The sequence below is a fragment of the Acidovorax sp. genome (assembly GCF_046339755.1).
Classification (GTDB): domain Bacteria; phylum Pseudomonadota; class Gammaproteobacteria; order Burkholderiales; family Burkholderiaceae_C; genus Acidovorax.
The window spans coordinates 51,552-75,702 of the sequence record NZ_JBKDTZ010000145.1 but is presented as its reverse complement, the minus strand read 5'-3'; the positions used below and the strand labels follow the sequence as shown (position 1 = coordinate 75,702).

Genomic DNA, 24,151 nt, shown 5'->3' with positions numbered 1-24,151 from the left:
CTGGCGGCGCAGGGACTTGCGGTGCGGATCAGGTGCAGACGGTCTGGGCGCCCACGCGCGCGCATTTCTTGCCCGTGGCCGCGTCGACGAAGTCGGGGCCGCTCTTCATGTGCACGCCGCCCTTGTTGTCGTGGCACACGCCGGCATCGCAGTAGAGGAAGACCACGGGGCCGGAGGCGGCAGGCGCCTTGCCGGCCAGGGGCTGCGGGTTCGGGCCCGGCGGCTCGGTGCCGCAGGCGGCGGCGACCCGTGTTTCCTGGCCCCGCACGCGGATGCGCTTTTCTTCGGGCGACAGGCTGCGAAGGCCGGCGAGCTGGGCCAGCTCCTCCCTGGCCGAGCGGCAGGCGGCAGACTTGGCGCTGCCCGAGCCCTGGGCCCGATTGCGCGCCTGCTCCCAGGCGACTTCGCGCACGCTCGGGTCGGGCAGGATCACCCCGCCGGTCTGGCTGCGGGCGCACGGCTGGTCGCTGTAGACCATCTTTCCATCCGGCTGCTTGCAGCGGTGCACCTGCGCGCCTGCAGACAGGGCTGCCAGGCCCAGGCAGGCCATCGCGATCATTTTCCAACGCATCTCTGGCTTCCTCAGAATCGCGCAGGAATTTAGCACCTGAACAGCCCGGTATGTAAAGGCAAATGGGTGATGCCGCGCCCCGCGGAGCTCAGCCCATCGGCGGGGCAGCGGGTGCCGGCGGGGTTTGCGGCGTCCCCATCTGCAGCCGGAGCAGCGCACGCACGAAACCGTGGTCCGAGCGCGTGCGGTCGCGGCCGTCGGGCAGGTGGTCGTTGAAGTAGTCCACCCGGCGCACGTCGCCCAGGCTGTTGCGCCCGCGGGCCAAAAACTCCTCGCTCACCAGGATCTGGTCCAGCACCGCGGGCGAGCCCTGGTGGATGTGGGAGAAGGCCACGTCCTTCTTGAGCGCCATCTCGCCCTGCAGGTCGTAGGCGTTGAACAGCGCCACGTCGCGGGCCGAGCGGTCGTAGGCGATTTCGGTGGTGGCGCAGATCAGCTGCGTGGTCACGCTGTCAGGGGTGTCGTTGAAGTCGCCCATCACCACCAGCGGCACGCTGGTGCGCTGCAGCAGGTCGATCACCAGGCAGCGCAGGGCCATGGCCTCGGCGCCGCGCATCAGCAGCGAGCGCAGCGAGGCCAGGGCGCCCACCTTGCGGTCGTCCTTGTCCTCCAGCGCGTGGCCGTTGGCGTCCTGCAGGAACTTGGGGCGCTTGGATTTGAGGTGCGCCGTGAGCACGTTCACCCGCTGCCCATGCTTCATGCGCAGCGTGGCCACCAGGGGCGGGCGCTCGAAGCGCGTGTGTGGGCCCAGCCCCGGCACATCGACCTGGAAGGCCGGCGGAAAGTTCGCAAACGACTGCAGCGCCTCCACCTTGAGCCGCGTGGCAATGCCCACGCGCGGCGTGCCCTGGGCACCGTGGCGCTTGTCGTCGTTCTCGGCACCGGGCACCGCAACAAAATCGTAGCGCAGCCCGCTGTGCGCGATGGCCGCCTTCAGCGCCGCCTCGTCCCACACCTCCTGCACCGCCAGCACGTCGGCATTGAGCGTGCGAAAGCGCTGGGCCAGCCACTCGATCTTGCGTTCGTACTCTGACTCGGTGTAAGCGTCCTGGTTGGCGTAGAACATGCGCCCGGGGTTGGCCAGGTTGAGCACGTTGCAGGTGGCCACCATCAGCGTGTCCAGGGGCGGGGGCGTGTCGGCAGGGGTGGGGCGCATGGGGGACGGCAGGTGGGGAGTGGGAGGAGGGCACTTGCCCAGGCGGGTTCTGCAAAGGGCCCATCCTAGCGGGCTTTGGTTGCAGTGGCCTGCGCAATGGCCATGTGCGGCACGGTTGACCAGGATCAAATGCCGGCCGAATAAAGCACGGCCCCGAGGGAATGTGTGCGCCAGCGCACTGACAGCCACCCGGATGGCGCAGACAGTGGATCGGCACCCTGACCACCCAAAGGACCCCTCACCATGCTCGCCCTCGTGTACCACGGCCCCGGCCAGAAGAAGCTGGACGAACGCCCCAAGCCCACCATACAGGACGCCACCGACGCCGTCGTGCGCATCACCCGCACCACCATCTGCGGCACCGACCTGCACATCCTCAAGGGCGACGTGCCCACCTGCCAGCCCGGCACCACCCTGGGCCATGAAGGCGTGGGCATCATCGACTCCGTAGGCCCGGGCGTCACCACCTTCAAGCCTGGCGACCGGGTGCTCATCTCCTGCATCAGCGCCTGCGGGCGCTGCGAGAACTGCCGCAAGGGCATGTACTCGCACTGCAGCACCGGTGGCTGGGTGCTGGGCAACCGCATCGACGGCACCCAGGCCGGGTTCGTGCGCATCCCGCATGCTGACACCAGCCTCTACCCCATTCCCGACGGCGCGGACGAAGAGGCGCTGGTCATGCTCAGCGACATCCTGCCCACCGGCTTCGAGTGCGGCGTGCTCAACGGCAAGGTGCAGCCCGGCTCCACCGTGGCCATCGTCGGCGCCGGGCCCATCGGGCTGGCGGCGCTGCTCACGGCGCAGCTGTATTCGCCCTCGGAGATCATCATGGTCGACCTGGACGACAACCGCCTGGCCGTGGGCAAGCGCTTCGGCGCCACGGCCACGGTCAACAGCACCGATGGCACCGCCGCCCAGCAGGTGATGGCGCTGACCGGCGGGCGCGGGGTGGACACGGCCATCGAGGCCGTCGGCATCCCGGCCACCTTCACGATGTGCGAGGACATCGTGGCCGCCGGCGGCACCATCGCCAACGTGGGCGTGCACGGCGTCAAGGCCGACCTGCACCTGGAGCGGCTCTGGTCGCACAACATCACCATCACCACGCGCCTGGTCGATACCGTGTCCATGCCCATGCTGCTCAAGACCGTGCAGTCCCGGCGCATCGACGCCAAGCAGCTCATCACCCACCGCTTCCAGCTCGCGGACATCCTGCAGGCCTACGACACCTTCGGCCGGGCCGCAGAGACCAAGGCGCTCAAAGTGATCATCGAGGCATGAGCGATCCACAGGCCCGCACGGGTTTTCATGTCGGGGCATCTTCATGATCTACAAACGACTCCCGCCGACCTCGCCGTGCAATGGGTGGCCCGGTTGAAACGCCGTGGCCAGCAGGCCCCACAAGGAGCTGCACCATGCATCGACGCCAATTCGCCAGGGTGACCGGTGGCGCCGCCATCATCGCCGCCACGGCTGCCTCGGCGGGCTGCAGCCAGCCCATGCCCCCGGCCGCGATCGCGCCATGGCAGGGCCCCGGGCAGGAGGCCGATGTCCGCCGCTGGATCCTGGGCTACGCCATCCTGGCGCCGCACTCCCACAATCTGCAATCGTGGCGCGTCGACCTCACCACGCCCGGCGAGATGCTGCTGCGCTGCGACCTGCATCGCCTGCTGCCCGCCTCCGATCCGTTCTCGCGCCAGACCATGATGAGCCACGGCACATTTTTGGAGCTGCTCGACATGGCGGCGCGCGAGCGCGGGCTGCGGGCCGACATCACGCTGTTTCCCGAAGGCGAGTTCGCGCCAGGGCAGATTGACCAGCGCCCCGTGGCACGCGTGCGGCTGTCGCCCGACCCCGCCGTGCAGAAAGACCCGCTGTTCGCCCATGTCCTGCAGCGCCGCACCAACCGCCAGCTGTACGACCTCCAGCGCCCGGTGCCGGCCGCCGCATGGCAGGCCATGGCCGACGCCGTCGCCCCCCATCCATCGCGGCTGGGCTTCGTGGGCATGGACCAGGCCGGGCTGATGGCCCAGCACCGCGAAATCGCCGCGCAGGCGTGGCGCATCGAGATGGTCACGCCGCGCGTGGTGCTCGAAACCTACCAGGTGCTGCGGGTGGGGGCTGCCGAAATCGAAAAGCACCGCGATGGCCTCTACCTGCTGGACCCCATGGTCGTGTGGCTCAACCGCTTCGGGCTGTTCGACCGCAGCAAGGCCCCGGCCCCCGATGACTACGCCACCACCAGCCAGATCGAGGATTTCGGCAGGAAGCTGGCCTCCACGCCTGCCTTCCTGTGGATGGTGACCGAGGGCAATGACCGCCGCACGCAGATTGGCGCCGGGCGCGCCTATGTGCGGGTGCAGCTAGCCGCCACCGCACAGGGTCTGGCGATGCAGCCCCTGCAGCAGGCCCTGCAGGAATACCCCGAACAGGCCGCCCCCCATGCCCGCATCAGGCGCCTGCTCGACGCGCCAGAGCCGGCGCAAACGGTGCAGATGTGGGCGCGCGTGGGCTTTGCCCCGCCGGTCGATCCGGCGCCACGCCGGGGCGTTCCGGCGCTGTTCGCATGACAGTGCTGCCACCGCCGGACTTTACGACCCGGAAGGCCGACGACCTGGCCAAAATGCTGGGTACCGATCTGCAGCACGGGCTTTCCGTGCAGGAAGCAGCGACGCGCCTTGCGCAGGACGGCCCCAACGAGCTCCAGGCCACCCCGCGCACCGCCGCCTGGCGCCGCCTGCTGTCGCAGTTCCAGGACCCACTCATCTACCTGCTGCTGGGCGCGATCGTGGTGTCGCTGCTGGCGTGGGTGTTCGAGGGCCTGCACGGCTGGCCTGTGGATGCCATCGCCGTCACGGCCATCGTCCTTCTCAACGGGGTGCTGGGCCATGTGCAGGAAGCCAAGGCGCACGACGCCGTGGCCGCGCTGGCGCGCATGAGCGCGCCCACCGCCTCGGTGGTGCGCGGCGGCCAGGTGCAGCGGGTGCCGAGCGCGCAGTTGGTCAAGGGCGACCTGCTGGTGCTGGCCGAGGGCGATGCCACGCCCGCCGATGCGCGCCTGGTGCGCGCTGCCGCCCTGCGCATGCAGGAGAGCTCGCTCACCGGCGAGAGCGAGGCCGTGCTCAAGGACCCCGCGCCCCTGCCCGGCCCCGCCGCCCTGGGCGACCAACTGAACATGGTGTTCAAGGGCACCTTCGTCGCCCAGGGCAGCGGCAGCGCGCTGGTCGTCGCCACCGGCATGGCCACGCAGATGGGCGCGATTGCCGGCATGCTGGCCGCCACCGTGGAGCAGCCCACGCCGCTGGAAAAGGAGATCACCCACATCGGGCGCATGCTGGGCGTGGCCGTTCTGGCCATCGCCGCCGTGGTGGTGGGCACCATCTTGCTCATCTCCCGGCCCGACAGCATGGCCGAGGTCGTCGGCGTGCTGCTGCTGGGCGTGGCCCTGGCGGTGGCGGCCGTGCCTGAGGGGCTGCCCGCCATACTGTCGGTGGTGCTGGCCCTGGGGGTGCAGCGCATGGCCGGGCACCACGCCATCATCAAGAACCTGTCGTCGGTGGAGACGCTGGGCGCCACCTCGGTCATCTGCACCGACAAGACCGGCACGCTCACGCGCTCGGAGATGACGGTGGTGCGCATCATGACTGCCTCCGGCGCCACCGACGTCACGGGCGTGGGCTATGCGCCCGAAGGCCAGGTGCAGCGGGCCGGCACACCCTTGCAGGCGGGCGCGCTGCACGCCGAACAGGTGGTGCTGCTCAGCGGCGGCAGCCTGGCGGGCAACGCATCGCTGCAGCAGGCCGACAACGGCGCGTGGCAAGTCCACGGCGACCCCACCGAGGCCGCGTTCCTGGTGGCCGAGCACAAGCTCGGTGCCACGGCGCGGCGCAAAAAGCGGTTCGAGCGCATTGCGGAGCACCCCTTCACCTCCGAGCGCAAGCGCATGTCCACCATCGAACGCGACCTGGAGCACGGCGGCGAGCGGGTGCTCATCTGCAAGGGCGCGCCCGACGTGCTGCTGGGCCTGTGCGCCCACGCCCGGGTGGGGATGGACGTGGTCGCGCTCGACGCCACCTTGCGCGCGAAGATCCTGGCCGATGTGGACACCCTGTCCGGCGATGCCCTGCGCACGCTGGCCGTGGCCTACCGCCCCCTGGGCGCGCACGAGGACCTGCAAGAGGTGGATGCGCTGGAGCGCGGCCTCATCTTCGTGGGCACGGCGGGCATCATCGACCCCCCGCGCGAAGAGGCCGCGGTGGCGATCCGCGAGGCACGGCGCGCCGGCGTACGGGTCATCATGATCACCGGCGACCACCCGCGCACGGCGGCACGCATCGCGGCCGACCTGGGGCTGGTGCCGCCCGGCGCCACGGCGCTCACCGGGGCCGAGCTCGATGCGCTGGACGGCGCGGCCTTCGCCCAGGCGGTGCGCCACACCTCGGTCTTCGCCCGCGTGGCGCCCGCGCACAAGCTGCGCATCGTGGCCGCCCTGCAGGCCGACGGCCACATCGTCGCGATGACGGGGGACGGCGTGAACGACGCCCCCGCGCTCAAGGCCGCCGACATCGGCGTGGCCATGGGCGTGACCGGCACCGAGGTGGCCAAGGGCGCGGCCCGCATGGTGCTGGCCGACGACAACTTCGCCACCATCATCGAAGCGGTGCGCGAGGGGCGCGGCATCTTCGACAACATCCGCAAGTTTTTGCGCTACCTGCTGTCGTCCAACATGGGCGAGGTGCTGACCGTGTTCCTGGGCGTGGTGGGCGCCGGCGTCATCGGCCTGACCGCCCCCGGCAGCGCGCTGGTGCTGCCGCTGCTGGCCACGCAGATCCTGTGGCTGAACCTGATCACCGACTCCTGGCCCGCGCTGGCGATGGGCATGGACCCCACCAGCGACGACGCCATGGCGCGCAAGCCCCGCCACCCGGGCGAGCGGGTGATCGACGCCGCCATGTGGTGGGGCGTGGTGCAGATCGGCATTGTGGTGGCCGTGGCCACCCTGCTCACCATGGACATGTACCTGCCCGGCGGCCTGATCGAGGGCGACCGCGACCTGGCCAACGCCCGCACGGCAGGCTTCACGGTGCTGGTCTTCGCCCACCTGTTCAACTGCTTCAACGCCCGCTCCGAGACCGCCAGCGCGTTCGCCAACCTGGCCACCAACCCCTGGCTGTGGGGCGCGGTGGCCCTGTCCGCGCTGCTGCAGGTGGGCGTGGTGCACCTGCAGGTCTTGAACCTGGCCTTCGGCACCGCGCCGCTGTCGCCGGGCCAGTGGCTGGTCTGCGGCGCGATGGGCAGCACCGTGCTGTGGTTCAGCGAGCTGCGCAAGCTGCTCACAAGGAAAAAATCATGAAACCCGCCGCGCCCATTCTCCCAGTCGTCACGCCCGTGCCACCCGAGTCGGGCCGGCACGTGGTGAAGACGGCCGGGCTTTTCCTGGCCGTGGCCGCGCTCCTTGCCGTGCTGTGGATGCCCACGGCGCAGGGCCTGCCGCCGGCCGGCCAGGCCATGCTGGCGATCCTGGCGTTTGCCGTCATCGTCTGGATGACCGAGGCGCTGGACTACGCGGTGAGCGCCGTGGTCATCGGCGCCCTGATGATCTTCCTGCTGGCCGCGGTGCCCGACGCGACCAAGCCTGCCGGCGCAGCCATGGGCACAGGCGCAGCACTCGGCCTGGCCCTCTCGGGCTTTTCGAACAGTGCCGTGGCGCTGGTGGCGGCCGCATGCTTCATCGCCGCGGCCATGACGGCCACCGGGCTCGACCGGCGCATCGCGCTGCTGGTGCTGTCCCGCGTCGATGCGCGCACCAACCACATCGTCATCGGTGCCATGGGCGTGGGATTTCTGCTGTCGTTCATCGTGCCCAGCACCACGGCGCGGGTGGCCTGCCTGGTGCCCATCATGATGGGCTTCATCCTGGCCTTCCAGGTGGACCGGCGCAGCCGCTTCGCCGGCCTGCTGGTCATCACCGCTGCGCAGACCGCCAGCGTGTGGAACGTGGGCATCAAGACCTCCGCCGCGCAGAACATGGTGGCCATCGGCTTCATCGAAAAGCAATTGCAGGCCAGCATCACCTGGCTCGAATGGTTCATCGCCGGAGCGCCATTCTCCGCGCTGCTGAGCATTGCCGTCTATTTCATCATGACGCGCATGATGAAGCCCGAGATGAAGGAGATCGCGGGCGGCCAGGCCACGATACGGCGGCAGCTCGACCTGATCGGCAAGATGAGCGCTAGAGAGTGGAAGCTGCTGGCCATCGTGCTGGCGCTGCTGGGCTTCTGGGCCACCGAAAAGGTGCTGCACGACTTCGACACCTCGTCCACCACCATCGCGGCCATCGCCCTGATGCTGCTGCCGCGCCTGGGCGTCATGGACTGGAAGGAGTCCCAGCGCGGCTTTCCCTGGGGCACGGTGGTGCTGTTCGCGGTCGGCATCAGCATCGGCACGGCCCTGCTCAAGACCCAGGCCGCCGGGTGGCTGGCCCACCTCATCGTGCAGAACCTGGGCCTGCAACAGGCCAGCGCGTTCGCCATCCTGATGCTGCTGTCGCTGTTCCTGATCGTGATCCACCTGGGGTTCGCGAGCGCCACGGCGCTGGCATCCACCATGATCCCCATCATCATGAGCGTGCTCCTGGCGGTGCAGACCCCGGGCATCAACGTGGTCGGCATGACCATGCTGCTGCAGTTCGTGGTGAGCTTTGGCTTCATCCTGCCCGTCAACGCGCCGCAGAACATGATTGCCTATGGCACCGGCACCTTCGATGCCGGCGACTTCGTGCGCACCGGCATCGCCATCACGCTGGCGGCCACCGCGCTGCTGGTGATTTTCTCGCTGACCTATTGGCCGTGGATGGGGTACATGACCAAGGCGGTCTGACGATGCAGGCCGTACTCAAAACGGCCTGTACTCGGCCGTGACGTCGATGGGCTCCGGCATCGCCTGCGGCAATCCGCCATGGGGGCGCGGCACCTGGCTTTCCAGTGTCCTGATGCGGTGCGTGAGCACCTCGATGCGCTGCAGTCCGTCCATCAGCAGCACCACCGTGAAGATGTCCAGGTCATAGGTGACGCGCAGCTTGACCGCTGCCCGCAGCGGGACGAGGCACTGCGCGCTGAAGTGCAGCTCCTCCTGCTCCGGGGCCAGCGGCGCGATGGCGCCATAGTCGACCAGCTCCGCCAGCTCCTGCGCGGTCAGACCGCTCGCTCGGGACAGGTCGGACAGGCTGACGCTGGCGCGCTGGTCCAGCCAGTGCCATTCATGTGCTTGTGGGGCCATGGGCATGCTCCAGGGTGGTTGCTTCACGGGGGTTGAAATCCGATGCACCGGCCAGTTCCTGGAACAGCTCCCGCTCGCGGGCAGAAAGCGTCTTCGGAATGTCCAGGTGCACCACGGCATAGAAGTCTCCGCGCCCGCCATGGCCATTGGCCAGGCCTTGCCCGCGCACCCTGAGCTTGCGGGCGTGGCAGGTGCCCGCAGGCACCGTCAGCAGCATGGGGTTGCCCAGGGTGGGAATCTCCACCTGCGCACCCAGGGCCGCCTCCCAGGGGCTGAGCGCCAGGTGGAAGTACAGGTCGTGCTGCTGCACCTGGAACAGCGGGTGCGGTGCCAGGGCAATGTGCAGGTAGATGTCCCCATTGTTGCCGCCCTGGTGCCCTTTGCCACCTTGCCCACGCAGGCGCAGCTTCTGGCCATCGCGCATGCCCGCCGGTATCGTCACTTCCAGCGCACGCCCGGCCCCACCGTCGTCAAGCTCCAGGGTGAGCTTGGCTCCCTGGTGCGCCTGCTCCAGGCTGATGCGCGCCGTGGTGTCGAAATCGCGGCCCGGCACCGGCCCGCCATCACTCTGGCGGCCCGACCGCCCGTGCCCCATGGCCGCCAGCAGGTCGGCCAGGTCCATGTCCGCGAAGGTGGGGCCGTTGCCGCCGGCAGGGCGTTCCCAGGCGGGCGGCGGCTGGAACTCCTCGCCGGGGACGTGCTTGCCGATGTGGTCGTAGGCACTGCGCTTTTCCGGGTCCTTGAGGGTCACGTAGGCTTCTGCCAGCTCCTTGAATTTCGCCTCGGCATCGGCGTCCTTGGAGAGATCCGGATGGTACTGGCGGGCCAGCTTTCGATAGGCTTTCTTGATCTGCTCCAGCGTGGCGTCGCGCGGCACCCCCAACGTGGTGTAGTAGTCCTTGTATTTCATGGGGCGCAGCGGGCCATGGGGTCATGGGTCATGTCACCGCAATCGGATGGGCCGGCATCCTCTGGCTGCGCTCATGGCGGCTCTCGCAGCCCACGCAGCGCAGTGCCTGGGGTTCAAGGCTCAGCCGCTGGAACGGGATGGCCCCCATGCAGTCGATGCACAGCCCATACTCCCTGGCGTGGATGCGTTGCAGCGCACTGACCACCGCATCGAACTCCTTGCTGTGCATGTCGGACAGGACCCCTTCCACCGTGCTGTCTCCCGCCTGCCGCGGTGCGTCATCCGCATCCTGCGCCAGGGCCTGGTGGGCAGAATCCCCCTGCGACAGATCTTGCCTGTGCAATGCCTGCAACACCTGCATTTCGGTGCGGCGCGCCTGAAGGAGGTTGGTAAGGGTTGCGCGTTGGTGGCGTGAAAGGTGTGCAATCGTGTTCATTTCATGCTCCGATGCGGGTCCATCGTCCTGCATAGCCAAGGGTCGGATGCTGTGCGCGCTGCCGCATGCACCGGGCTTTCTGATTGCGACGCAGCGATCAGTACGCCAGGCTCAGCTTGTCCACAACGCTGCTCACTCCCGGCGTACCCCACGCCGAATTGGTGGCGATGGCACGGTCTGCCCAGCTATTGACGGTTCCTGCCAGCGTGACCTCGGCTCCATGCAGCCTGACCGTGATCTTTCTTGCGTCGGAGATCGACGAGCGCATCAACGCTGCCTCGATGTCCGACCGGACTGCGCTTGCCGTCAACCATGGCTTGAGTGCGATCTTGTCGCTCACACCGATGACGCCGGTGAGGTGCCTCACCGCAGCAGCCGCTGCGCGACGCTGGTAGTGCCAGTCAACCGTGCCCGTCAACGAGATCCAGCCGTTTTCCACGAGCACTTTGACGGCATTGGTGGGGACCGATGAGGTCAAATCGAGGACTTGTTGGGCCGCACCGGCAATCGCCGCGTCAGACCGCTGGCTATCGTCTGGCAGCTGCACCTTGAGTTCCGTTGCCATGGCATGGACCCCCGATACGCGCTGTGCCGCGCGTTCTGCGTTGCACTTCTCTATGTAGGAGTCCACCTGGCCTGCCAGCGTGACCACGCCGTCCTTCACTTCCACCCCGATGTGCTCGGCTCGAATGGAGGGCTCCCATTGCAGTTCCGCGCTCACGTCCCGCTGCAGTTGGCTATCGGTTTTCATGCGCTGCTTTCAATTCGTTGAGTGGGCATTGAGCTTGCCACCATCTGGGGCTTGCGGTCTGTGCGGTGGCGAACCCCCGGGCCACGCGGAAAAGCGTGCCTGTGAGCGATTCGTGGTCGCCGCTCCACGGCAGCCGACGGAGGTGCGTTGCCGAACAGACGGGGCATTCCGAAGTACCTACAAACGTGTTGAGTGGCGCATCCGAATTGCTTTCGCCCACTGGAAGCCAACACACGAGGAAATCACCATGAAGATTCAACTATCCCCCCTGGCCATGGCGGCCCTGGCTGCATGTGGCGCGCTTTGCATGGCCACACCCGCCTGGCCGCAGGTCGCAGGCGCAACCACGACGCTGGATGCCACGGTAACGGAGTCGGTACAGCTTGCAAGGGGCTGGAGCGTCAAGCGGACGCTCATGGGAAAGACCATCTACAACGATGCAGGAAAGAAGGTGGGCAAGGTGGACGACCTGATCATTTCTCCCGAAAGGAACGTCTCGTACATCATCGTCAGCGCCGGAGGCTTTGTGGGCATTGGGCGGCACGACGTCGCGATCCCCGTCTCCCGGATCCAAGACCACGCCGGTAAATTGGTGATGGCCGGCGCGACGAAAGACTCTATCCGCTCCATGCCCGAATTCAGGTATGCCAACGACACAAGCAAACGCGACCAGTTTCTCGCCGATGCGGACAAGGACATTGCCAGGGGCAGAGCGGCCGTAGCGGATCTGGAACGGAAAGCCGGCGTTGCTGCAACGGACGCCAAGGCCAAGATCAACCAGGACATATCCGCCCTTCAGGATGATGTGCAATCGGCACAGGACAGTCTGACCGAGATGAAGCAGGCCACCGCAGCCCGATGGAAGGATTTCGAAGCGCGCGTCAGCGCGGCGACAGCACGCCTGCGCAAGTCCATTGATTCGGCCGCCGGATGAGGGGCGGCTGAACCATCCATCTGCGATGGCGCGTGCCTTGCTGGGGCGGGGTAGCCAAGGCGCAGCGTGCCGGCACTGCCCAGCCGCGTAGGACATGGACTGCGGGAGGGCGCGCTGTCCAGGGCGCAGTGCATCCATCCTTGAAGGGCCACCATGCTGGGCCAGGCTGGCCGCCGGAAGCCGCTCGGCCAGCCTGGCCTATGGCATGCAATGGCGGGGCAGCGAAATGGTGAAGACGCAGCCTGAGCCCGGAACATCGCGCACCGTCAGGGTGCCATGGTCAGCCTCGATGCTTTGGCGGGCAATGGACAAGCCCAGCCCCAGGCCGGCTCGGCTGTCGTCGTTCTGCCGGAACGGAATGAACATCCTGGCGGCACCGCCTGCGGGCAGCCCACCGCAGTGGTCCTCGACATCCATGTGGACATGCTCGCCGAACGCATGGGCGGTCAGGGTCACCACAGTGTTCTCGTGCGTGAACTTGAACGCGTTCTGCAGCAGGTTGGCCAGCGCGGCATGCAGCAGCTCGCGGTTGGCCTTGACCGCCAGCGCAGGGTCCACGGCACGGACCTCCAGGGCCGCGCCTTTGAGGCCCTCGTCCAGGCGAGCGGCCAGTTCGACGTCGGATATGAACGCTGCGACGGAAAAAAACTGGCGCTGGCCATGTCCCTCGCCGCGCACCTCGGCCGTTGCCCTGCTGATCAGCAGCCCAAGCGTGGACAGGCTGCGCTTGAGCACCGCGCCGGTGGCGCCGTTGATGGCCATGTTGCCCAGCTCCAGCGCTCGCACGGCCAGGGTGGCCGTGCCCAGGGAGTTGCGTAGCTCATGCACCAGAAATCCGAGCCGCTGCTTCTCGCCCGCGAGCTGTTGCGCGGACAGCTGTGCGTCGCGCTGCAGGCTGAACTCTGTCACGGCATCGGCAATGGCGTTGTCCAGGCACCGGTTCAAGGTGCGAAACTCCACCACGGCAAAGGGAGCATTCTGCTCGAACGCCAGGTCGGTGATGGCCTGGCACAGGTCGCCGTAGTCGTGAACCACCTGGTCAACGGTGTAGCCCAACTGCAGCAGCTCCTTGCCATGCGCGGTGGCACTCACGCCGATTTCGGACAATGCCAGCGCGTCGCCGCCCGACGGGCCCGAGATGGCTGTGCTCGTCGCGGCATCGTCATCGTTCTCCGCTGCGAGTGTGCGGGTAAGCTGGTCCAGGAACAGGGGAACGCCATGGGCCAGTTGCTGGTCGGTGGCCTGGCGCTGGGGGCGCTCGGCCACCTTGCGCTTGCACCGCGCGATCAATTCGTTGCGGTTGCTGGACAGGAAACGGTGCATGGAAACCTCCGGATCAAGCAAGGTGTGGATGGATTGGCCCGCGCCGCGCATCCCGGGCCCTCAGGGCAGGGGTGGTGATTCGTGCTCTTTGACTTTTTTTGCGCGGTACATGGCCGCATCCGCGCAGACCAACAGGTCATCGAGCCGCAGGCCATCGTCCGGGTAGACGCACACGCCAATGCTGGCGGAGACCACCAGCCGTTCGGTTCCCAGGGCCATCGGCACGGCGATGGCCGCCGCCACCTTGTTCGACACGAGGATGGCATCCGCGATTTCCGCAATGTCCGCCAGCAGGATCACGAACTCGTCCCCGCCGTAGCGGCTGACCGTGTCCACGTCCCTGATGGACGCCTCCATGCAGCGGGCGGCTTGCTGCAGCACCAGGTCCCCGGTCGCGTGGCCCAGGGTGTCGTTGATGGACTTGAACTTGTCCAGGTCGATGAACAACAGGCCCAGGCGCGTATGGTGCCGCCTGGCGTGGGCCATGGCCTTGTGGAAGCGGTCGTGCAGCAGGGCACGGTTGGCCAACTGGGTGAGCCCGTCGAGCTCCGCCGCGCGCGACAGCTCGCTCAGCTCCTGCGTGGCCTGCTCGGTATCCGCCTGGCTCTGCAAGGCCGTGATGACCAGGTGCGCATTGGCTTCCACCAGGTTCTGGCTGGTGCCGGCTTCGGCCAGCGCCTTGGCGTCCTGCAGCTCCGTGTGCAGGTCTGCCAGCAGGTGGCGCGCGTTGTCGATCTGCAGCAGCAGCTCGGTCAGCTCCTGCGAGGCCGTGCGCAGGTCGGTCGCAACCAGTGCGAGGGCCTGGGCCATCGGTGCGGCCTGTTCGGCCGGCGCGGCTGGCAGCGTGTCAGGCGGCGGCATTGGCAGGCATTCCGCGTTCGCGCACCGTGGCCGCTGCATGCTGGCGCGTGGGGCGCCCGCCCAGCAGTCCTTCATGGCCGGCCAGCCGCTCGCCGATGCGCAGGCCATCGTCACCGATGCTGAACAGCCGCATTTCATCGGAATGCGCGCTCGCTCGGATCTTCACGACCGCGATCAGGCGGCGCAGGCGGCTGTCGATCTCGGTGTAGCGCTGTACGATGATGGCATCGGTCAGGAAAGCAGTGCCATAGGGGCTGAAGCGCAGGTCGGTGTAGCGGTCTTCCAGCTCCGACGTCATGAGCACCGTGACCCCGGTGCTGGCCAGCGCGGTGACCATGCGCGACAGCGACTCGCGAAAGTCGTCCCTGAACGTGGGCGCCAGCGCCAGCTCGAAGCCCGAGAGCGAGTCGATGACGACCCGGGTGGCGTTCAGCCGCGCGATCTCGGCGGTAAGCAGGTGCACGATCTCGTCGATGGACAGGTCGGGCGCGCGGCTGTCCACGATGCCGACCTTGCCTTGTTCGATGAGCGCTGCCACCACCGGGTTGCGCGAGCCGCTGGGATGCTGCTCGAAGGCGGCGATCACCCCGGTTTCTCCCTGCCGGGCGCCTTCGGCCAGGAAGGCGCCCGCCAGGATGCTCTTGCCCGAGCCGGAAGGCCCGGCCACCAGCACCGAGTAGCCGCGCGGCAGGCCCCCGCCCAGCATGGTATCGAGTTCCTGCACGCCGATGGACAGGCGGCTGGCCTGGCCCGCCTGCAGCGGTGGCGCATTGCGGCTTTGCAACTCCTGCCCCACGGGCGCGAAGACGCGGATGCCACCGTGGTCGATGCGGAAGGTGTGCAGGCCCGGCAGCGTGGACTGGCCGCGCATCTTGAGTATCTCCAGCTTTCGCACCATGGAGTTGCGCTGCACGCTCTGCCGCAGCCAGAACAAGCCATCGGCCACGGTGCACACCGGGTTGGCGTCCTTTTCATTGAAATACTCGCCGATCAGAAAGGTGGTGGCCTGCCAGCTCGTCATCAGCATGCCCAGCTGGTGCACGAACAGTTGCAGCTCGGACTGGGACTTGCCCAGCACCTGGTTGGAAAGGACCACGGAACGGAATGAGTCCACAAAGACCAGCGCCGGGTTCTGCTTTTGCACCTCCTCGGTAATGCGCCACAGCACGGTGTCCAGATCGCCCTCCACCGTGGCATCGGACAGATTGATGAACCGTATCGCGTTGTTCACCTTCTCGCTGTCGAAGAACCCGAACTGCTGCTGGTAGCGCAGCATTTTCAGCGGCGGCTCGCCCAGCACCGTGAAATACAGGGCCGGATGCTCGGGCGTCGCCAGCGCAAACATGATCTGGTGCGCCAGCGTGGTCTTGCCGGCACCAGGCTGGCCGGCAATCAGGTTGAAGGAGAACTCCGACAGTCCGCCACCCAGCACCTCGTCCAGGCCGGGAACGCCGGTCGCAAGCTGCCTGATCGTCACTTTGCTCGTCATGTCTTGGAGTCCTGCGCGGGCGGGCCGCTGAAGAGGGGTGACCATTCGGAGCCCAGCAGCCGCTGGGCGAGGGCGCTTCCAATCAGGCTGTCCAGCAGCCCGCGGAAGGTTTGCAGCGAAGCGTCGGTGGCGGCAGCCGCGACCTCCGGAGCTTGTTGCGCGAGCACGCGCCGCAGGCGCTTGAAGTTCACCGGGTCGTCGCTCTCCTGCGCCTGCACCAGGCAGGGATGGAGGCCGCCCGCCAGGCTCAAGGTCCGGCGGTACAGGGCGGCCACTCCCCGTTGCCCCAGGATGGGGGTCAGGATCTCGACAATGCTTTCCCAGCGGGCCACGGCGGCCTCGGCAACGCGCTGGGCCCGCTCTGCGGCTTGTTTTTCCGGTTCGGTAGGCTGCTGCATACGGCGGGGCTTTCACGGATGTCCTGGCTTGCCGGCGCGCGGCTTTATTTTTCAAGGAAGGCCGCCATCGCTGCACGGCGGTCTCCGCACGGTGGCATTGCTGCAGCGCTGTGTCCGTGCGCTGTCGCACACAAGGGCCACGCAGCGCAAACTCCATGGCCCCAAGGCGTTTGCCTGGCGGCAAAGGAATGCTCGCGTGCGGTCACTATGTGCGATACCGTACAGACCAGGGCGGGCCGATCAGCCACCCTCGTGTTCTTCCATGCGCAGGCTTGTGCATACCTGCTTGAGCCTGCCGCCCGCCGAATCCACCGATGAACGGAGTGCCCGTGACCTTGCCGCCCCATGCTGCCCTGCGCAACCAGTTGCTGGCGGCCCTGCCCAGGGACGAGTGGCTGCGTTGGTTGCCGGAGCTTGAGCCGGTGAAACTGCCGCTGGGAGAGGTGCTCTATGAGTCGGGGGGCAAGACACCGTACGTGTACTTTCCCACCAATGCCATCGTCTCGTTGCTCTACGTGCTGGAGGACGGAGCTTCGGCGGAAATCGCCGTGGTGGGGTTCGAAGGCGTGGTGGGCATCTCCATTTTCATGGGCGGCGGCTCCACCCCGAGCCGCGCCGTGGTGCAAAGCGCGGGCTCGGGCTTTCGGCTGCGGGCCGACGTGGTCAAGGAGGAGTTCGCGCGTTCGGGCCCGGTCATGCACCTGATGCTGCGCTACACCCAGGCCCTGATCACCCAGATGGCGCAGACGGCCGTGTGCAACCGCCACCATTCGCTGGACCAGCAACTGTGCCGCTGGCTGCTGTTGAGCCTGGACCGCCTGCAGGGCAACCAGCTGGTGATGACGCAGGAACTGATCGCCAACATGCTGGGCGTGCGGCGCGAGGGCGTGACCGAGGCTGCGCTCAAGCTGCAAAAGTCCGCGCTGATCAGCTACTCGCGGGGGCACATCAGCGTGCTGGACCGCCCTGGGCTCGAAGCACGCACCTGCGAATGCTATGCCGTCGTCAAAAGGGAGTACGACCGGCTGCTGCCCGGCACCACTGCCACCTGAGGGCCTGCGGCTATGTGCGCTGCCAGACAGTCAACCGCCGCTGCGGCTCCCACACTGGCCATCTGCCCACTGTCCGAAGCCCCGGCTCGCACAGGGGCGGGCGGTACCTACCCCTTTCAGGTGCCGAACGACCCGAGACCCAAGGCCATGGCATCCACCGAAAACCAACTGATAGAGCGCCTTCCCCAGGCCGCACGCGAGAAGCTGCTGGCGCAGTGCGAGTCGTTCGAACTCACCCTGTCGGCGGAACTGAGCGCGCCAGGCAGCCCTCTGAGCCATGCCTATTTTCCGCGCGAGGGGTTTGTCTCGCTGGTGGTGGGGGTAGACCGGCACCCCTCGCTGGAGGTGGGCATGGTAGGGCGCGAGGCCATGCTCGGGGCCGAGCTCATTCTGGGTGCCGCTGGCACCCCCTGGCGGGCACTGGTGCAGGGCGCAGGTGCCAGTTGGCGCATCGGCGCCGCCGCGCTGCGCATGGAGACGACCACCAACCCCGCATTGCTGCGGCTGCTGCAGGCCAGCGTGCTGGTACGGCTGCACCAGCAGGCGATGGCCTCTGCATGCGAGCGCTACCACACCATCCGCCCGCGCCTGGCGCGCTGGCTGCTGATGAGCCAGGACCGCGCGGGCACGAACTGCTTTCACGTCACCCAGGAGTTTCTGGCTTTGATGCTGGGCGTGCGCCGCGTGGGCGTCACGGTGGCTGCCGGTGAGCTGCAGAACAGCGGCCTCATCTCTTACCGCCGGGGCGAGATGACGGTACTGGACCGCAGGGGAATGCAGGCCCAGGCCTGCAGCTGCTATGCCGCCGACAAGGCCATCTACACCGAACTGATGGGGGTGGCAGCGTGACAGCAGCCGGGGCGGCATCCCGCCGGGTCAGCGCTTGACCGGCTGTTCATCATGCACGGATGCGATGCCCAAGGCGCCATGCACCATGGCCCGGATTCCGGTGGCGTGGCTTGCTCTGGCGCTGTCTGCGAGGCGGCTGGCTTTACCGGTTTCGCTTCCAGGCGGAGCCTGCAAGGGGGTAGGCTCTGATCCGCCGGGGCGCTCGGCCTGCCCAAGTGTTCCGTTGCGCAGGAAGCCCGCCCTGGCTGCCTCGACATCGAGAACGTCGCGCTGCGCGGCATCGGATGCCTGGTCCTGCGCGCGCGTGGACAGGATGCTTTCGACCCTGATGACGCCGGGCATATTGGCCACGACGAACAGCGCCAGCTGTGCCTGTGTTGGGTCATCCATCGGCCCGCTGAGCAGCACGGCGCCTTTGGCCACATCCACGGTGATACGCGTGCTGCCCACCACCGGGGAAAGACGCAGGGAGGCCTCGATGCGGGCCTTGAGCACCCCATCGCCCTGCGCAACCTCGACGGGGGCAATGTCTGGCGGCACCAGTGCCGTACCATGGCCCCACTGGAAACCAGGAACGGCCACCAGAAGAAGCACTCCAACCATGGCGCCTGCCAGGCAGGCGCCCACTCGGAAAACGGTGGTGTTCAACATGGCAAAGGCCCTCGCGGCAGCGGCTGCCAGCGGCAACCATGGGGCCAGTGTCACACTGGCTCACACCAGCGTCCGTTCGCGAGCGCGCGCAGCGCGCAAGGGCGCCTGTGCCGGCACGCGTCAAAATGCCGGCAACTGATAGCGGCCATACAAAGTGACCCCCAGCACCAGCAGAAAGTACGCCGCCACCGCGCCGGTCACCCCGAACTCCGTGGCCTGCTGCATGGGCGTGCGCTGGTGTTCCAGCGGCCCGATCGCCAGCGCGAACAGCAGGGCCGGCATGATGAAGTACCGCCCCTGCACGCCCGAGATGACCGGCACGGGATGGTCGTTCCAGGTGACCGCAATGGCAAAGAAGGCCAGCAGCGTGCTGATGATGGCGCAGCCCGCCAGAACGGCGCGCAGCAGGGTGTACTGCCGCTCCTCGCGCTGCGCATAGACCGTGACCAGCAGCGCCAGCATGGCCAGCACGGCCCAGATGCCCCGCATCGCGGGCTTGGGGATGAAGGTGTCGAGCCAGCCCAGGATGCCGATGAACGAGTAGGCAAGAAAGGGCCCCTTGTCCGGATGCGCCAGCGTGCTGCCGACCAGGCCCAGGAAGTACAGCGGATCCTCCAGGTAGATCCGCACGAGCTGCAGCGTGGAGTGCGATCGCACGAGGCGCCCATCCACCGTGGTCAGCAGCACGAACAGCGTCCAGCCCAGGCTGACCGCGCACAGCAGCACGAAGCCGGCGAGCCGGGGCCACGAAAAGCGCTGGCACAGCAGCAGCAGCGGGATCGCCAGCAGCGGCAGCAGGTTGGTGCGCGAAGTGACCAGCACGAAGGTAAGGAGCACGATCAGCGCAAACCGCCAGCGGTTGGGCGGCGTGGCGCCGCCCCGGTCCTGCGCCTGGTACTCCGCGATGGCCAGACCCCCGAGCACCAGCGTGATGGCAACGCACAGGCCATCGATGGTCGGCGACAGGATCTGGAACACCGACATCGGCATCAGCACCAGCGCGCGCACCAGCAGGTTGGGCGGCAGCAGGTGCCAGGCCCAGGCCAGCAGGGCCAGCACGGTGAATGTCACCATGGCGCGCGTGAAGTCGTAGCTGGCCCGCATCGACCAGTCCATATGGCGCGACACCGCAAGGCCAATGGCATGCGGCAGGTAGATCAGCGGTATGTAATAGGCCGTGCCGGCCACGTCCACGAACTCCCTTCCATTGGCCCACCCGTGCTGCGAGGCCTGCTCCATGAGCCAGGCGGGAGAAAGCCCTTCCTTGTTGGCACCCGCGATCCTGGCCATCCATTTCGCAAAATACACGAGGTGCTGGTCTGCATAACCACCGCTGTAACCCGGTGCCTGCGGCGCGGGTTTTTCCAGCATCAATTGGCCGTTTCCGATCATATCGGCACGGAAAAGGTGAACCACCTCGTCCGGGGATTGAAAGGCGGGAATCAGGCGCGCCATTGCACAGGCCAGAAGAAAGGCCAGGCACAGTAATCCGACTTGTAACGAGCGCCACGTCGCGCGGCCAGGCCTTGCGGCCTGAGGTAATCGGGGGGCGCCCAATGGGGTTGCTTGCATTGCTTATCTCCCTGCTCTATTTGGATAGTTGGTTCTTGTGCTTCGATAAACCGCCGCCATGCCCGATGCAACGCCTGCGCCTTTCAGCCGGCCATGGCCATCCCCGCCTCCATCACCGTGGAAGAAAAAAGGGCTGCGGAAATTCAGGGCGATGGATATCCATCGCCGGGTGCGATCAGAAATGGAAGAGGGCGAAAACGGCACCCCGACAGGGATGCATCAGGCCATTGAAAAGTAAACCATTGTGTAGCGCGGCCGGGTAATTAGCGGTGATTCCCGTCACGTCCTGGTGGTGCCCGGACCGTGCGCGCTGTGGCAGGCGCGGGCAGGGCCGCGCGCAAACGGCTCAGTCCGCCACGCCATGCAGCGGCTGCTGCGTGACCTTGGCATACGCCAGCACCGCGATGAGCTTGTGCAGCAAGGTCCGGTCATCGCTCTCCAGCGGGTGGGCCAGCAGCGGCACCAGGTGCGAGAGCGCCTGCTCGACCTCCTGCGCCGAGAACGTCTGGTCCTCGTAGAGGCCGAAGATCCGGTGCAGGAAAAAGGAATCGGCATGCGCAAGCAGGCGCAGGATCGCCGGCAGCTCATGGTGGTCGATGCTGCCCACATGGTGGGCCGGGTTCCTGACCTGGGGGCCGTTGCCGGCAATGAAGTCAAATGCCATGGTGCGCAGTGGGTGGAGGTTGCGGGTGGAGAAGAAAAAGCGGTGAATCTCCGTGGCTCAAAGCCTGTCTGCCCAGGCTTGGGCGTGTCCGAAGCTCGGCTGCCTCTGGCGGACGCAGCGAGGCGCGAAGCGGCTCAGGGGCTGCACCATCTGTCAGTCTGCAGGGCGCTTGCCCGCGTGGTACATCGCCATGGCGCAGGCGATGGCCGAAGGCCAGTAGAACAGCGCCAGTGCAATGACCGTGGCCACCCACCCCAGGTAGATGCACCAGAACTCGCACCGCCCCTTCAAGCTGGCCTGCCGCCACGTCACGACGGACAGCAGCACCAGCATGGCCGGCAACACCGCCAGCAGGATGTAGCGCACCCTCTCCGAGGGCGAGACTTCGGCGTCGGTGAAGGCATAGCTCAGGAAGGCACCGGCGCTGCGCAGGAAGGACTCGCCGGAAAAGGCCTCTGGCGACAGAAGAACGAGCCAGACGCCCAGGGGAAGGGTGGCGCTCAGGGCGAACTCCAGGCTGGCGATTCGCAGTTCGGAGAGCTTCATGGGTGCGGGTCGAATGGTGTTCGGTTCCAACGGTGAGCAGGCGCGCCTGGGCGCAGGCGCCTGCACGTGTTCAGGTGGCGAAGGCCTCGGCTGGCGGAGCGGGTGGGGGCGGCGGCTGCTGTCGCCGCACCTGCAGCATCAGCCAGGTCAGCAGCGGCAGCATGAAGAGCAACTTGGCGCAATCCAGCACGGTGGACGCCAGCACCAGCGGCCTCATGGATGTCAGCATGGACAGCAGGTGCCACAGGCTGGGCGCCAGCAGGGCTGCGCAGGCCAGCCCGAACGCCAGCGCCACGGACAGCCGCGGCGCCCACCAGTCGGGCCGCGGCATCCACAGCCACGCAGGCGAGGCCGCGAAGTTCAAGGGTCTTGCAGTGGTACATGTCGTTACCTTCCATGGCGGGCACAGTCCAGGCCCGGCACGCAGCGCAGGCCCCCGCTCACGTTGCCGCAAGGCCTTCGACAGTGCATGGTGGCGGGCGGGGCAGCCAGAGGGACGGCGGGGGTGATCGACAGCATGGACAGAGTGCGCCAGCGCAAGGGCCAAAGTGGATGTGCGGGCCATTGTGGCGAGATTCGGGCCGCAAGGGCAGCACGCAAATGGGTGATGCGGCGACCCTTCGGGGACCGTGTGCAACCCACCGCAGACACCGTATGCCCGCGCCTTTCTGCCGCGATCCTGCCCTTGCGCAACTGCGCCAGGCCCTGGCTGAGCGGGCCGCTGGACACTTTTGGATACCAATCAATCCACCGAGTAGCTCTGTTGGAGCCAGCGATCCTGGAGCGCCTGCGCGAGCAGGCATTTCTGGCAGAGCAGATCGCGCGGCTCCAAGCGCTCGGCAATGCAAGGCTGCTGTCCGCTGTACCGAGGGCCATCGACGCGCGTGGCTACCTCTGCGACCTGACGGGCGTGGTACTGGACTGGGGCGGCGCTGCCGCCAGTGCCCGGCGCGCGCCGTGTGGAAGCTGTCGCACCCAGGCTTCGGGCCAGGTCCGCTGTGCCCCGATAGCCTGCCTGCTTACCCGCTGACCTGCCTGTGGCCTGCTACCTTGCTCCCCGCACCCTGGGCACCGCGATCCGCCACACCACCAGGCCCCCGGCTGCGAACGACGCCGCAACCGCCGTGGATGCCAGCACCCCGGCCCCCAGGGCAAGCAGACCTGCGCCCACCAGGGCCGCCGGCAGGCCTGTTGCCACCGGCCAGCGCAGCAGGCCCAGCCGTGCCAGCAGGTAGAACAGCGCCGCATGGAGTATCGCGACCGCCAGGTACAGCACAGGCCAGGCCATCAGGGTTGTGGAGATGGTGCGCGTGTAGCCGTCGTCGGGTGTGCCGTCGGGCAGCAGCAAGGGCAGCGAGGCGAACTCGATCACCACGGCCAGCAAGGGCACCAGCAGCGCCACGGCCGATCCTGCCAGCACGGCCTGGGTGAAACGGGCAAGAAAGGGGCGGGGCAGTGCTGGCATGGCTGCGAGGCGGCGAATGTTCCGTGGATGGTGCACGATTGTTGCGTGCCGTCTCGCCATCCCTATGAAGTGGGTGTGAAGTTTTTGCCGAAGGCCGGTTCAGTGGACTGGCCGGCACATCCACGTCACCGGCGCCTCAGGCTGCGGCACTGCCACCCCAGGGCAGGCCTCGCCTACGCCCGCCGGTAGTGCGAGCGGAAGACCGCGATACCGTGCCGCACGCGCCGCGTGATGTCGGTGGGGCTCAGCAACGCCGCGGCACCCAGCCGCACTTGCAGGCCGATCAATCCCAGCCAGAGCCCTGACAGGTCGGCAGCCGCCTGGCTCGTGTCGCATATCGACAGCTCCCGCCTGGCGTCTGGCGACTCCAGGAGCTGCATCAGCAGGGCGTGCCAACGGCCCGGGCCTGCATCGAAGAACCGGTTGGGCAGTGTCGGGTCGTTGCGCGCACCGTGTGCGATGAGCCGGTCCCACCCGGCGATGTCCTTGTCGAGGCCAAAGCGTACATAGCGCTCGCCAAACAACTCCAGCCGCTCGGTGAACCCAAGGTCCTCGTGAACGATGCTGTCGGCAATGATGGCGGCCGATTCCCTTTGGATGACCGCTTCGATCAGCTCGTTCTTGTCGGCAAAGTTCGCGTACAGAGTCGCTTTCGCCACGCCCGCGCTGGCCACCACCTCGTCGGTCGTGACCTCCACGCCGCGTTCGAGGAACAGCCGTCGGGCGGCGTCCAGAATGGCTTGCCGCTTGGCTCCGTCCTTGGGGCGCCCTCGCTTGCCGACAGGTTCGGTCATCGCTTGGCCAGGTAGATCGCCGCCAGCAGCAGCCCGCCAGCGACGGTGATGTGTTCCAGCGCAATGTGGAACTCGGCGGTCTTGCGGGGCTCGTCGAACGTCCAGAACGCATGCCCAAAGGGAATGGTCAGCAGCGTGAACACCGCCAGTCCCATGGCGCCCACCCACCCAAGGCCCTGGAAATTGGTGATGACCAGGGCAGAGCCCAGGATCTGGGTCGCAATGGTCGCCACTGCGAATGCCATGGGAACGGGGAGTTTTTCGTTGACCATTTCCTGCACGATGGCGCTGAAGTTGAACACCCCATACAAGCCCGCCATCCAGAACAACTTGTTGAGGACGGTGCGTGCCAGAAGTGCGCTGAGGGGGCTGTCGACGATAGCAGATGCAAGGGTTGTCATGGCGATAGGCAAGTTGATTTAACAGACTGTAAAGTCTAGCAATTAATTTG

General features: G+C 67.2%; 26 protein-coding genes. 8 read left to right on the top strand and 18 right to left on the bottom strand.

Features of this window, described 5'->3' with window-relative positions; all coding sequences use genetic code 11:
- Nucleotides 1–28: 28 nt before the first annotated feature.
- Both ACK59X_RS12205 and ACK59X_RS12200 read right to left on the bottom strand, forming a co-directional pair.
- Nucleotides 29–571, bottom strand: a complete 543-nt coding sequence (locus ACK59X_RS12205; protein WP_409957589.1) for a DUF4124 domain-containing protein — start codon at nucleotides 569–571, stop codon at nucleotides 29–31.
- Between the two features lie 88 nt (nucleotides 572–659).
- Entirely contained in the window at nucleotides 660–1,727 is a 1,068-nt protein-coding gene (locus ACK59X_RS12200) for an endonuclease/exonuclease/phosphatase family protein (RefSeq protein WP_409957588.1), read from the bottom strand.
- 243 nt (nucleotides 1,728–1,970) lie between these two features.
- Here ACK59X_RS12200 and ACK59X_RS12195 point away from each other — a divergent pair, with 243 nt between their 5' ends.
- The 4 genes from ACK59X_RS12195 to ACK59X_RS12180 all read left to right on the top strand — a co-directional run bounded on the left by ACK59X_RS12195 (nucleotide 1,971) and on the right by ACK59X_RS12180 (nucleotide 8,606).
- On the top strand, nucleotides 1,971–3,008 hold the full coding sequence (locus tag ACK59X_RS12195; protein ID WP_409957587.1) for a zinc-dependent alcohol dehydrogenase family protein: 1,038 nt from the start codon (nucleotides 1,971–1,973) through the stop codon (nucleotides 3,006–3,008).
- A 134-nt stretch (nucleotides 3,009–3,142) separates the two neighbouring features.
- Nucleotides 3,143–4,297, top strand: a complete 1,155-nt coding sequence (locus tag ACK59X_RS12190; protein WP_409957586.1) for an Acg family FMN-binding oxidoreductase — start codon at nucleotides 3,143–3,145, stop codon at nucleotides 4,295–4,297.
- Nucleotides 4,294–7,080 carry a cation-translocating P-type ATPase gene (locus ACK59X_RS12185; protein WP_409957585.1) on the top strand — a complete coding sequence of 929 codons (2,787 nt, stop codon included), beginning with the start codon at nucleotides 4,294–4,296 and terminating at the stop codon, nucleotides 7,078–7,080. Before ACK59X_RS12190 ends, ACK59X_RS12185 begins: the two co-directional genes overlap by 4 nt.
- The gene (locus ACK59X_RS12180) at nucleotides 7,077–8,606 is read left to right on the top strand and encodes an SLC13 family permease (RefSeq protein ID WP_409957584.1); all 1,530 of its coding nucleotides are present in this window, start codon (nucleotides 7,077–7,079) and stop codon (nucleotides 8,604–8,606) included. Before ACK59X_RS12185 ends, ACK59X_RS12180 begins: the two co-directional genes overlap by 4 nt.
- A gap of 15 nt (nucleotides 8,607–8,621) precedes the next feature.
- On the opposite strand, the gene ACK59X_RS12175 is transcribed toward ACK59X_RS12180, so the two are convergent.
- The 4 genes from ACK59X_RS12175 to ACK59X_RS12160 all read right to left on the bottom strand — a co-directional run bounded on the left by ACK59X_RS12175 (nucleotide 8,622) and on the right by ACK59X_RS12160 (nucleotide 11,102).
- Entirely contained in the window at nucleotides 8,622–9,005 is a 384-nt protein-coding gene (locus ACK59X_RS12175; RefSeq protein ID WP_409957583.1) for a chaperone modulator CbpM, read from the bottom strand.
- On the bottom strand, nucleotides 8,986–9,915 hold the full coding sequence (locus tag ACK59X_RS12170) for a DnaJ C-terminal domain-containing protein (protein ID WP_409957582.1): 930 nt from the start codon (nucleotides 9,913–9,915) through the stop codon (nucleotides 8,986–8,988). Before ACK59X_RS12170 ends, ACK59X_RS12175 begins: the two co-directional genes overlap by 20 nt.
- Nucleotides 9,916–9,943: 28 nt before the next feature.
- Nucleotides 9,944–10,351 carry a TraR/DksA family transcriptional regulator gene (locus ACK59X_RS12165; RefSeq protein WP_409957581.1) on the bottom strand — a complete coding sequence of 136 codons (408 nt, stop codon included), beginning with the start codon at nucleotides 10,349–10,351 and terminating at the stop codon, nucleotides 9,944–9,946.
- A gap of 97 nt (nucleotides 10,352–10,448) precedes the next feature.
- Nucleotides 10,449–11,102: a BON domain-containing protein gene (locus ACK59X_RS12160; protein WP_409957580.1), complete on the bottom strand. Its 654-nt coding sequence runs from the start codon at nucleotides 11,100–11,102 to the stop codon at nucleotides 10,449–10,451.
- A 247-nt stretch (nucleotides 11,103–11,349) separates the two neighbouring features.
- Between ACK59X_RS12160 and ACK59X_RS12155 the strand changes: the two genes are divergently transcribed.
- Nucleotides 11,350–12,036: a PRC-barrel domain-containing protein gene (locus tag ACK59X_RS12155; RefSeq protein WP_409957579.1), complete on the top strand. Its 687-nt coding sequence runs from the start codon at nucleotides 11,350–11,352 to the stop codon at nucleotides 12,034–12,036.
- Nucleotides 12,037–12,234: 198 nt separating this feature from the next.
- On the opposite strand, the gene ACK59X_RS12150 is transcribed toward ACK59X_RS12155, so the two are convergent.
- Genes ACK59X_RS12150 through ACK59X_RS12135 form a run of 4 tightly spaced genes read right to left on the bottom strand, consistent with a single transcriptional unit; the run spans nucleotide 12,235 to nucleotide 16,107 of the window.
- Nucleotides 12,235–13,359: a sensor histidine kinase gene (locus ACK59X_RS12150; protein ID WP_409957578.1), complete on the bottom strand. Its 1,125-nt coding sequence runs from the start codon at nucleotides 13,357–13,359 to the stop codon at nucleotides 12,235–12,237.
- A gap of 60 nt (nucleotides 13,360–13,419) precedes the next feature.
- Nucleotides 13,420–14,220: a diguanylate cyclase domain-containing protein gene (locus ACK59X_RS12145; protein ID WP_409957577.1), complete on the bottom strand. Its 801-nt coding sequence runs from the start codon at nucleotides 14,218–14,220 to the stop codon at nucleotides 13,420–13,422.
- Nucleotides 14,207–15,709 carry an RAD55 family ATPase gene (locus tag ACK59X_RS12140; protein ID WP_409957576.1) on the bottom strand — a complete coding sequence of 501 codons (1,503 nt, stop codon included), beginning with the start codon at nucleotides 15,707–15,709 and terminating at the stop codon, nucleotides 14,207–14,209. Before ACK59X_RS12140 ends, ACK59X_RS12145 begins: the two co-directional genes overlap by 14 nt.
- Complete coding sequence (locus tag ACK59X_RS12135; protein ID WP_409957575.1) at nucleotides 15,706–16,107, bottom strand: hypothetical protein; 402 nt, start codon at nucleotides 16,105–16,107, stop codon at nucleotides 15,706–15,708. Before ACK59X_RS12135 ends, ACK59X_RS12140 begins: the two co-directional genes overlap by 4 nt.
- 314 nt (nucleotides 16,108–16,421) lie before the next feature.
- On the opposite strand from ACK59X_RS12135, the gene ACK59X_RS12130 reads away from it, so the two are divergent.
- Nucleotides 16,422–17,159 carry a Crp/Fnr family transcriptional regulator gene (locus tag ACK59X_RS12130; RefSeq protein WP_409957574.1) on the top strand — a complete coding sequence of 246 codons (738 nt, stop codon included), beginning with the start codon at nucleotides 16,422–16,424 and terminating at the stop codon, nucleotides 17,157–17,159.
- Between the two features lie 147 nt (nucleotides 17,160–17,306).
- Nucleotides 17,307–18,008 (top strand): Crp/Fnr family transcriptional regulator, encoded by a 702-nt coding sequence (locus tag ACK59X_RS12125; protein ID WP_409957573.1) that lies wholly within the window; start codon nucleotides 17,307–17,309, stop codon nucleotides 18,006–18,008.
- Between the two features lie 27 nt (nucleotides 18,009–18,035).
- Here ACK59X_RS12125 and ACK59X_RS12120 read toward each other — a convergent pair whose 3' ends face one another.
- Both ACK59X_RS12120 and ACK59X_RS12115 read right to left on the bottom strand, forming a co-directional pair.
- On the bottom strand, nucleotides 18,036–18,659 hold the full coding sequence (locus ACK59X_RS12120) for a BON domain-containing protein (RefSeq protein ID WP_409957572.1): 624 nt from the start codon (nucleotides 18,657–18,659) through the stop codon (nucleotides 18,036–18,038).
- A gap of 120 nt (nucleotides 18,660–18,779) precedes the next feature.
- The gene (locus tag ACK59X_RS12115) at nucleotides 18,780–20,231 is read right to left on the bottom strand and encodes a DUF2142 domain-containing protein (RefSeq protein ID WP_409957571.1); all 1,452 of its coding nucleotides are present in this window, start codon (nucleotides 20,229–20,231) and stop codon (nucleotides 18,780–18,782) included.
- A gap of 58 nt (nucleotides 20,232–20,289) precedes the next feature.
- Between ACK59X_RS12115 and ACK59X_RS12110 the strand changes: the two genes are divergently transcribed.
- Nucleotides 20,290–20,469, top strand: a complete 180-nt coding sequence (locus ACK59X_RS12110; RefSeq protein WP_409957570.1) for a hypothetical protein — start codon at nucleotides 20,290–20,292, stop codon at nucleotides 20,467–20,469.
- Nucleotides 20,470–20,577: 108 nt separating this feature from the next.
- Here ACK59X_RS12110 and ACK59X_RS12105 read toward each other — a convergent pair whose 3' ends face one another.
- The 6 genes from ACK59X_RS12105 to ACK59X_RS12080 form a co-directional block, all read right to left on the bottom strand.
- Nucleotides 20,578–20,895: a hypothetical protein gene (locus ACK59X_RS12105; protein ID WP_409957569.1), complete on the bottom strand. Its 318-nt coding sequence runs from the start codon at nucleotides 20,893–20,895 to the stop codon at nucleotides 20,578–20,580.
- 153 nt (nucleotides 20,896–21,048) lie between these two features.
- Nucleotides 21,049–21,441 (bottom strand): hypothetical protein, encoded by a 393-nt coding sequence (locus tag ACK59X_RS12100; RefSeq protein WP_409957568.1) that lies wholly within the window; start codon nucleotides 21,439–21,441, stop codon nucleotides 21,049–21,051.
- A 70-nt stretch (nucleotides 21,442–21,511) separates the two neighbouring features.
- A complete protein-coding gene (locus ACK59X_RS12095) occupies nucleotides 21,512–21,805 on the bottom strand; it encodes a hypothetical protein (RefSeq protein WP_409957567.1) in 294 nt (97 codons plus the stop codon).
- 681 nt (nucleotides 21,806–22,486) lie between these two features.
- Nucleotides 22,487–22,906: a hypothetical protein gene (locus ACK59X_RS12090; RefSeq protein WP_409957566.1), complete on the bottom strand. Its 420-nt coding sequence runs from the start codon at nucleotides 22,904–22,906 to the stop codon at nucleotides 22,487–22,489.
- A 173-nt stretch (nucleotides 22,907–23,079) separates the two neighbouring features.
- Nucleotides 23,080–23,700 (bottom strand): TetR/AcrR family transcriptional regulator, encoded by a 621-nt coding sequence (locus tag ACK59X_RS12085; RefSeq protein ID WP_409957565.1) that lies wholly within the window; start codon nucleotides 23,698–23,700, stop codon nucleotides 23,080–23,082.
- Nucleotides 23,697–24,101 carry a DoxX family protein gene (locus ACK59X_RS12080; protein WP_409957564.1) on the bottom strand — a complete coding sequence of 135 codons (405 nt, stop codon included), beginning with the start codon at nucleotides 24,099–24,101 and terminating at the stop codon, nucleotides 23,697–23,699. Before ACK59X_RS12080 ends, ACK59X_RS12085 begins: the two co-directional genes overlap by 4 nt.
- Between the last annotated feature and the right edge of the window lie 50 nt (nucleotides 24,102–24,151).

Coding starts and splice junctions, on each gene's coding strand:
- ACK59X_RS12205 (WP_409957589.1), bottom strand. CDS start 571: ATGCGTTGGAAAATGATCGCGATGGCCTGCCTGGGCCTGGCAGCCCTG.
- ACK59X_RS12200 (WP_409957588.1), bottom strand. CDS start 1,727: ATGCGCCCCACCCCTGCCGACACGCCCCCGCCCCTGGACACGCTGATG.
- ACK59X_RS12195 (WP_409957587.1), top strand. CDS start 1,971: ATGCTCGCCCTCGTGTACCACGGCCCCGGCCAGAAGAAGCTGGACGAA.
- ACK59X_RS12190 (WP_409957586.1), top strand. CDS start 3,143: ATGCATCGACGCCAATTCGCCAGGGTGACCGGTGGCGCCGCCATCATC.
- ACK59X_RS12185 (WP_409957585.1), top strand. CDS start 4,294: ATGACAGTGCTGCCACCGCCGGACTTTACGACCCGGAAGGCCGACGAC.
- ACK59X_RS12180 (WP_409957584.1), top strand. CDS start 7,077: ATGAAACCCGCCGCGCCCATTCTCCCAGTCGTCACGCCCGTGCCACCC.
- ACK59X_RS12175 (WP_409957583.1), bottom strand. CDS start 9,005: ATGGCCCCACAAGCACATGAATGGCACTGGCTGGACCAGCGCGCCAGC.
- ACK59X_RS12170 (WP_409957582.1), bottom strand. CDS start 9,915: ATGAAATACAAGGACTACTACACCACGTTGGGGGTGCCGCGCGACGCC.
- ACK59X_RS12165 (WP_409957581.1), bottom strand. CDS start 10,351: ATGAACACGATTGCACACCTTTCACGCCACCAACGCGCAACCCTTACC.
- ACK59X_RS12160 (WP_409957580.1), bottom strand. CDS start 11,102: ATGAAAACCGATAGCCAACTGCAGCGGGACGTGAGCGCGGAACTGCAA.
- ACK59X_RS12155 (WP_409957579.1), top strand. CDS start 11,350: ATGAAGATTCAACTATCCCCCCTGGCCATGGCGGCCCTGGCTGCATGT.
- ACK59X_RS12150 (WP_409957578.1), bottom strand. CDS start 13,359: ATGCACCGTTTCCTGTCCAGCAACCGCAACGAATTGATCGCGCGGTGC.
- ACK59X_RS12145 (WP_409957577.1), bottom strand. CDS start 14,220: ATGCCGCCGCCTGACACGCTGCCAGCCGCGCCGGCCGAACAGGCCGCA.
- ACK59X_RS12140 (WP_409957576.1), bottom strand. CDS start 15,709: ATGACGAGCAAAGTGACGATCAGGCAGCTTGCGACCGGCGTTCCCGGC.
- ACK59X_RS12135 (WP_409957575.1), bottom strand. CDS start 16,107: ATGCAGCAGCCTACCGAACCGGAAAAACAAGCCGCAGAGCGGGCCCAG.
- ACK59X_RS12130 (WP_409957574.1), top strand. CDS start 16,422: ATGAACGGAGTGCCCGTGACCTTGCCGCCCCATGCTGCCCTGCGCAAC.
- ACK59X_RS12125 (WP_409957573.1), top strand. CDS start 17,307: ATGGCATCCACCGAAAACCAACTGATAGAGCGCCTTCCCCAGGCCGCA.
- ACK59X_RS12120 (WP_409957572.1), bottom strand. CDS start 18,659: ATGTTGAACACCACCGTTTTCCGAGTGGGCGCCTGCCTGGCAGGCGCC.
- ACK59X_RS12115 (WP_409957571.1), bottom strand. CDS start 20,231: ATGCAAGCAACCCCATTGGGCGCCCCCCGATTACCTCAGGCCGCAAGG.
- ACK59X_RS12110 (WP_409957570.1), top strand. CDS start 20,290: ATGCCCGATGCAACGCCTGCGCCTTTCAGCCGGCCATGGCCATCCCCG.
- ACK59X_RS12105 (WP_409957569.1), bottom strand. CDS start 20,895: ATGGCATTTGACTTCATTGCCGGCAACGGCCCCCAGGTCAGGAACCCG.
- ACK59X_RS12100 (WP_409957568.1), bottom strand. CDS start 21,441: ATGAAGCTCTCCGAACTGCGAATCGCCAGCCTGGAGTTCGCCCTGAGC.
- ACK59X_RS12090 (WP_409957566.1), bottom strand. CDS start 22,906: ATGCCAGCACTGCCCCGCCCCTTTCTTGCCCGTTTCACCCAGGCCGTG.
- ACK59X_RS12085 (WP_409957565.1), bottom strand. CDS start 23,700: ATGACCGAACCTGTCGGCAAGCGAGGGCGCCCCAAGGACGGAGCCAAG.
- ACK59X_RS12080 (WP_409957564.1), bottom strand. CDS start 24,101: ATGACAACCCTTGCATCTGCTATCGTCGACAGCCCCCTCAGCGCACTT.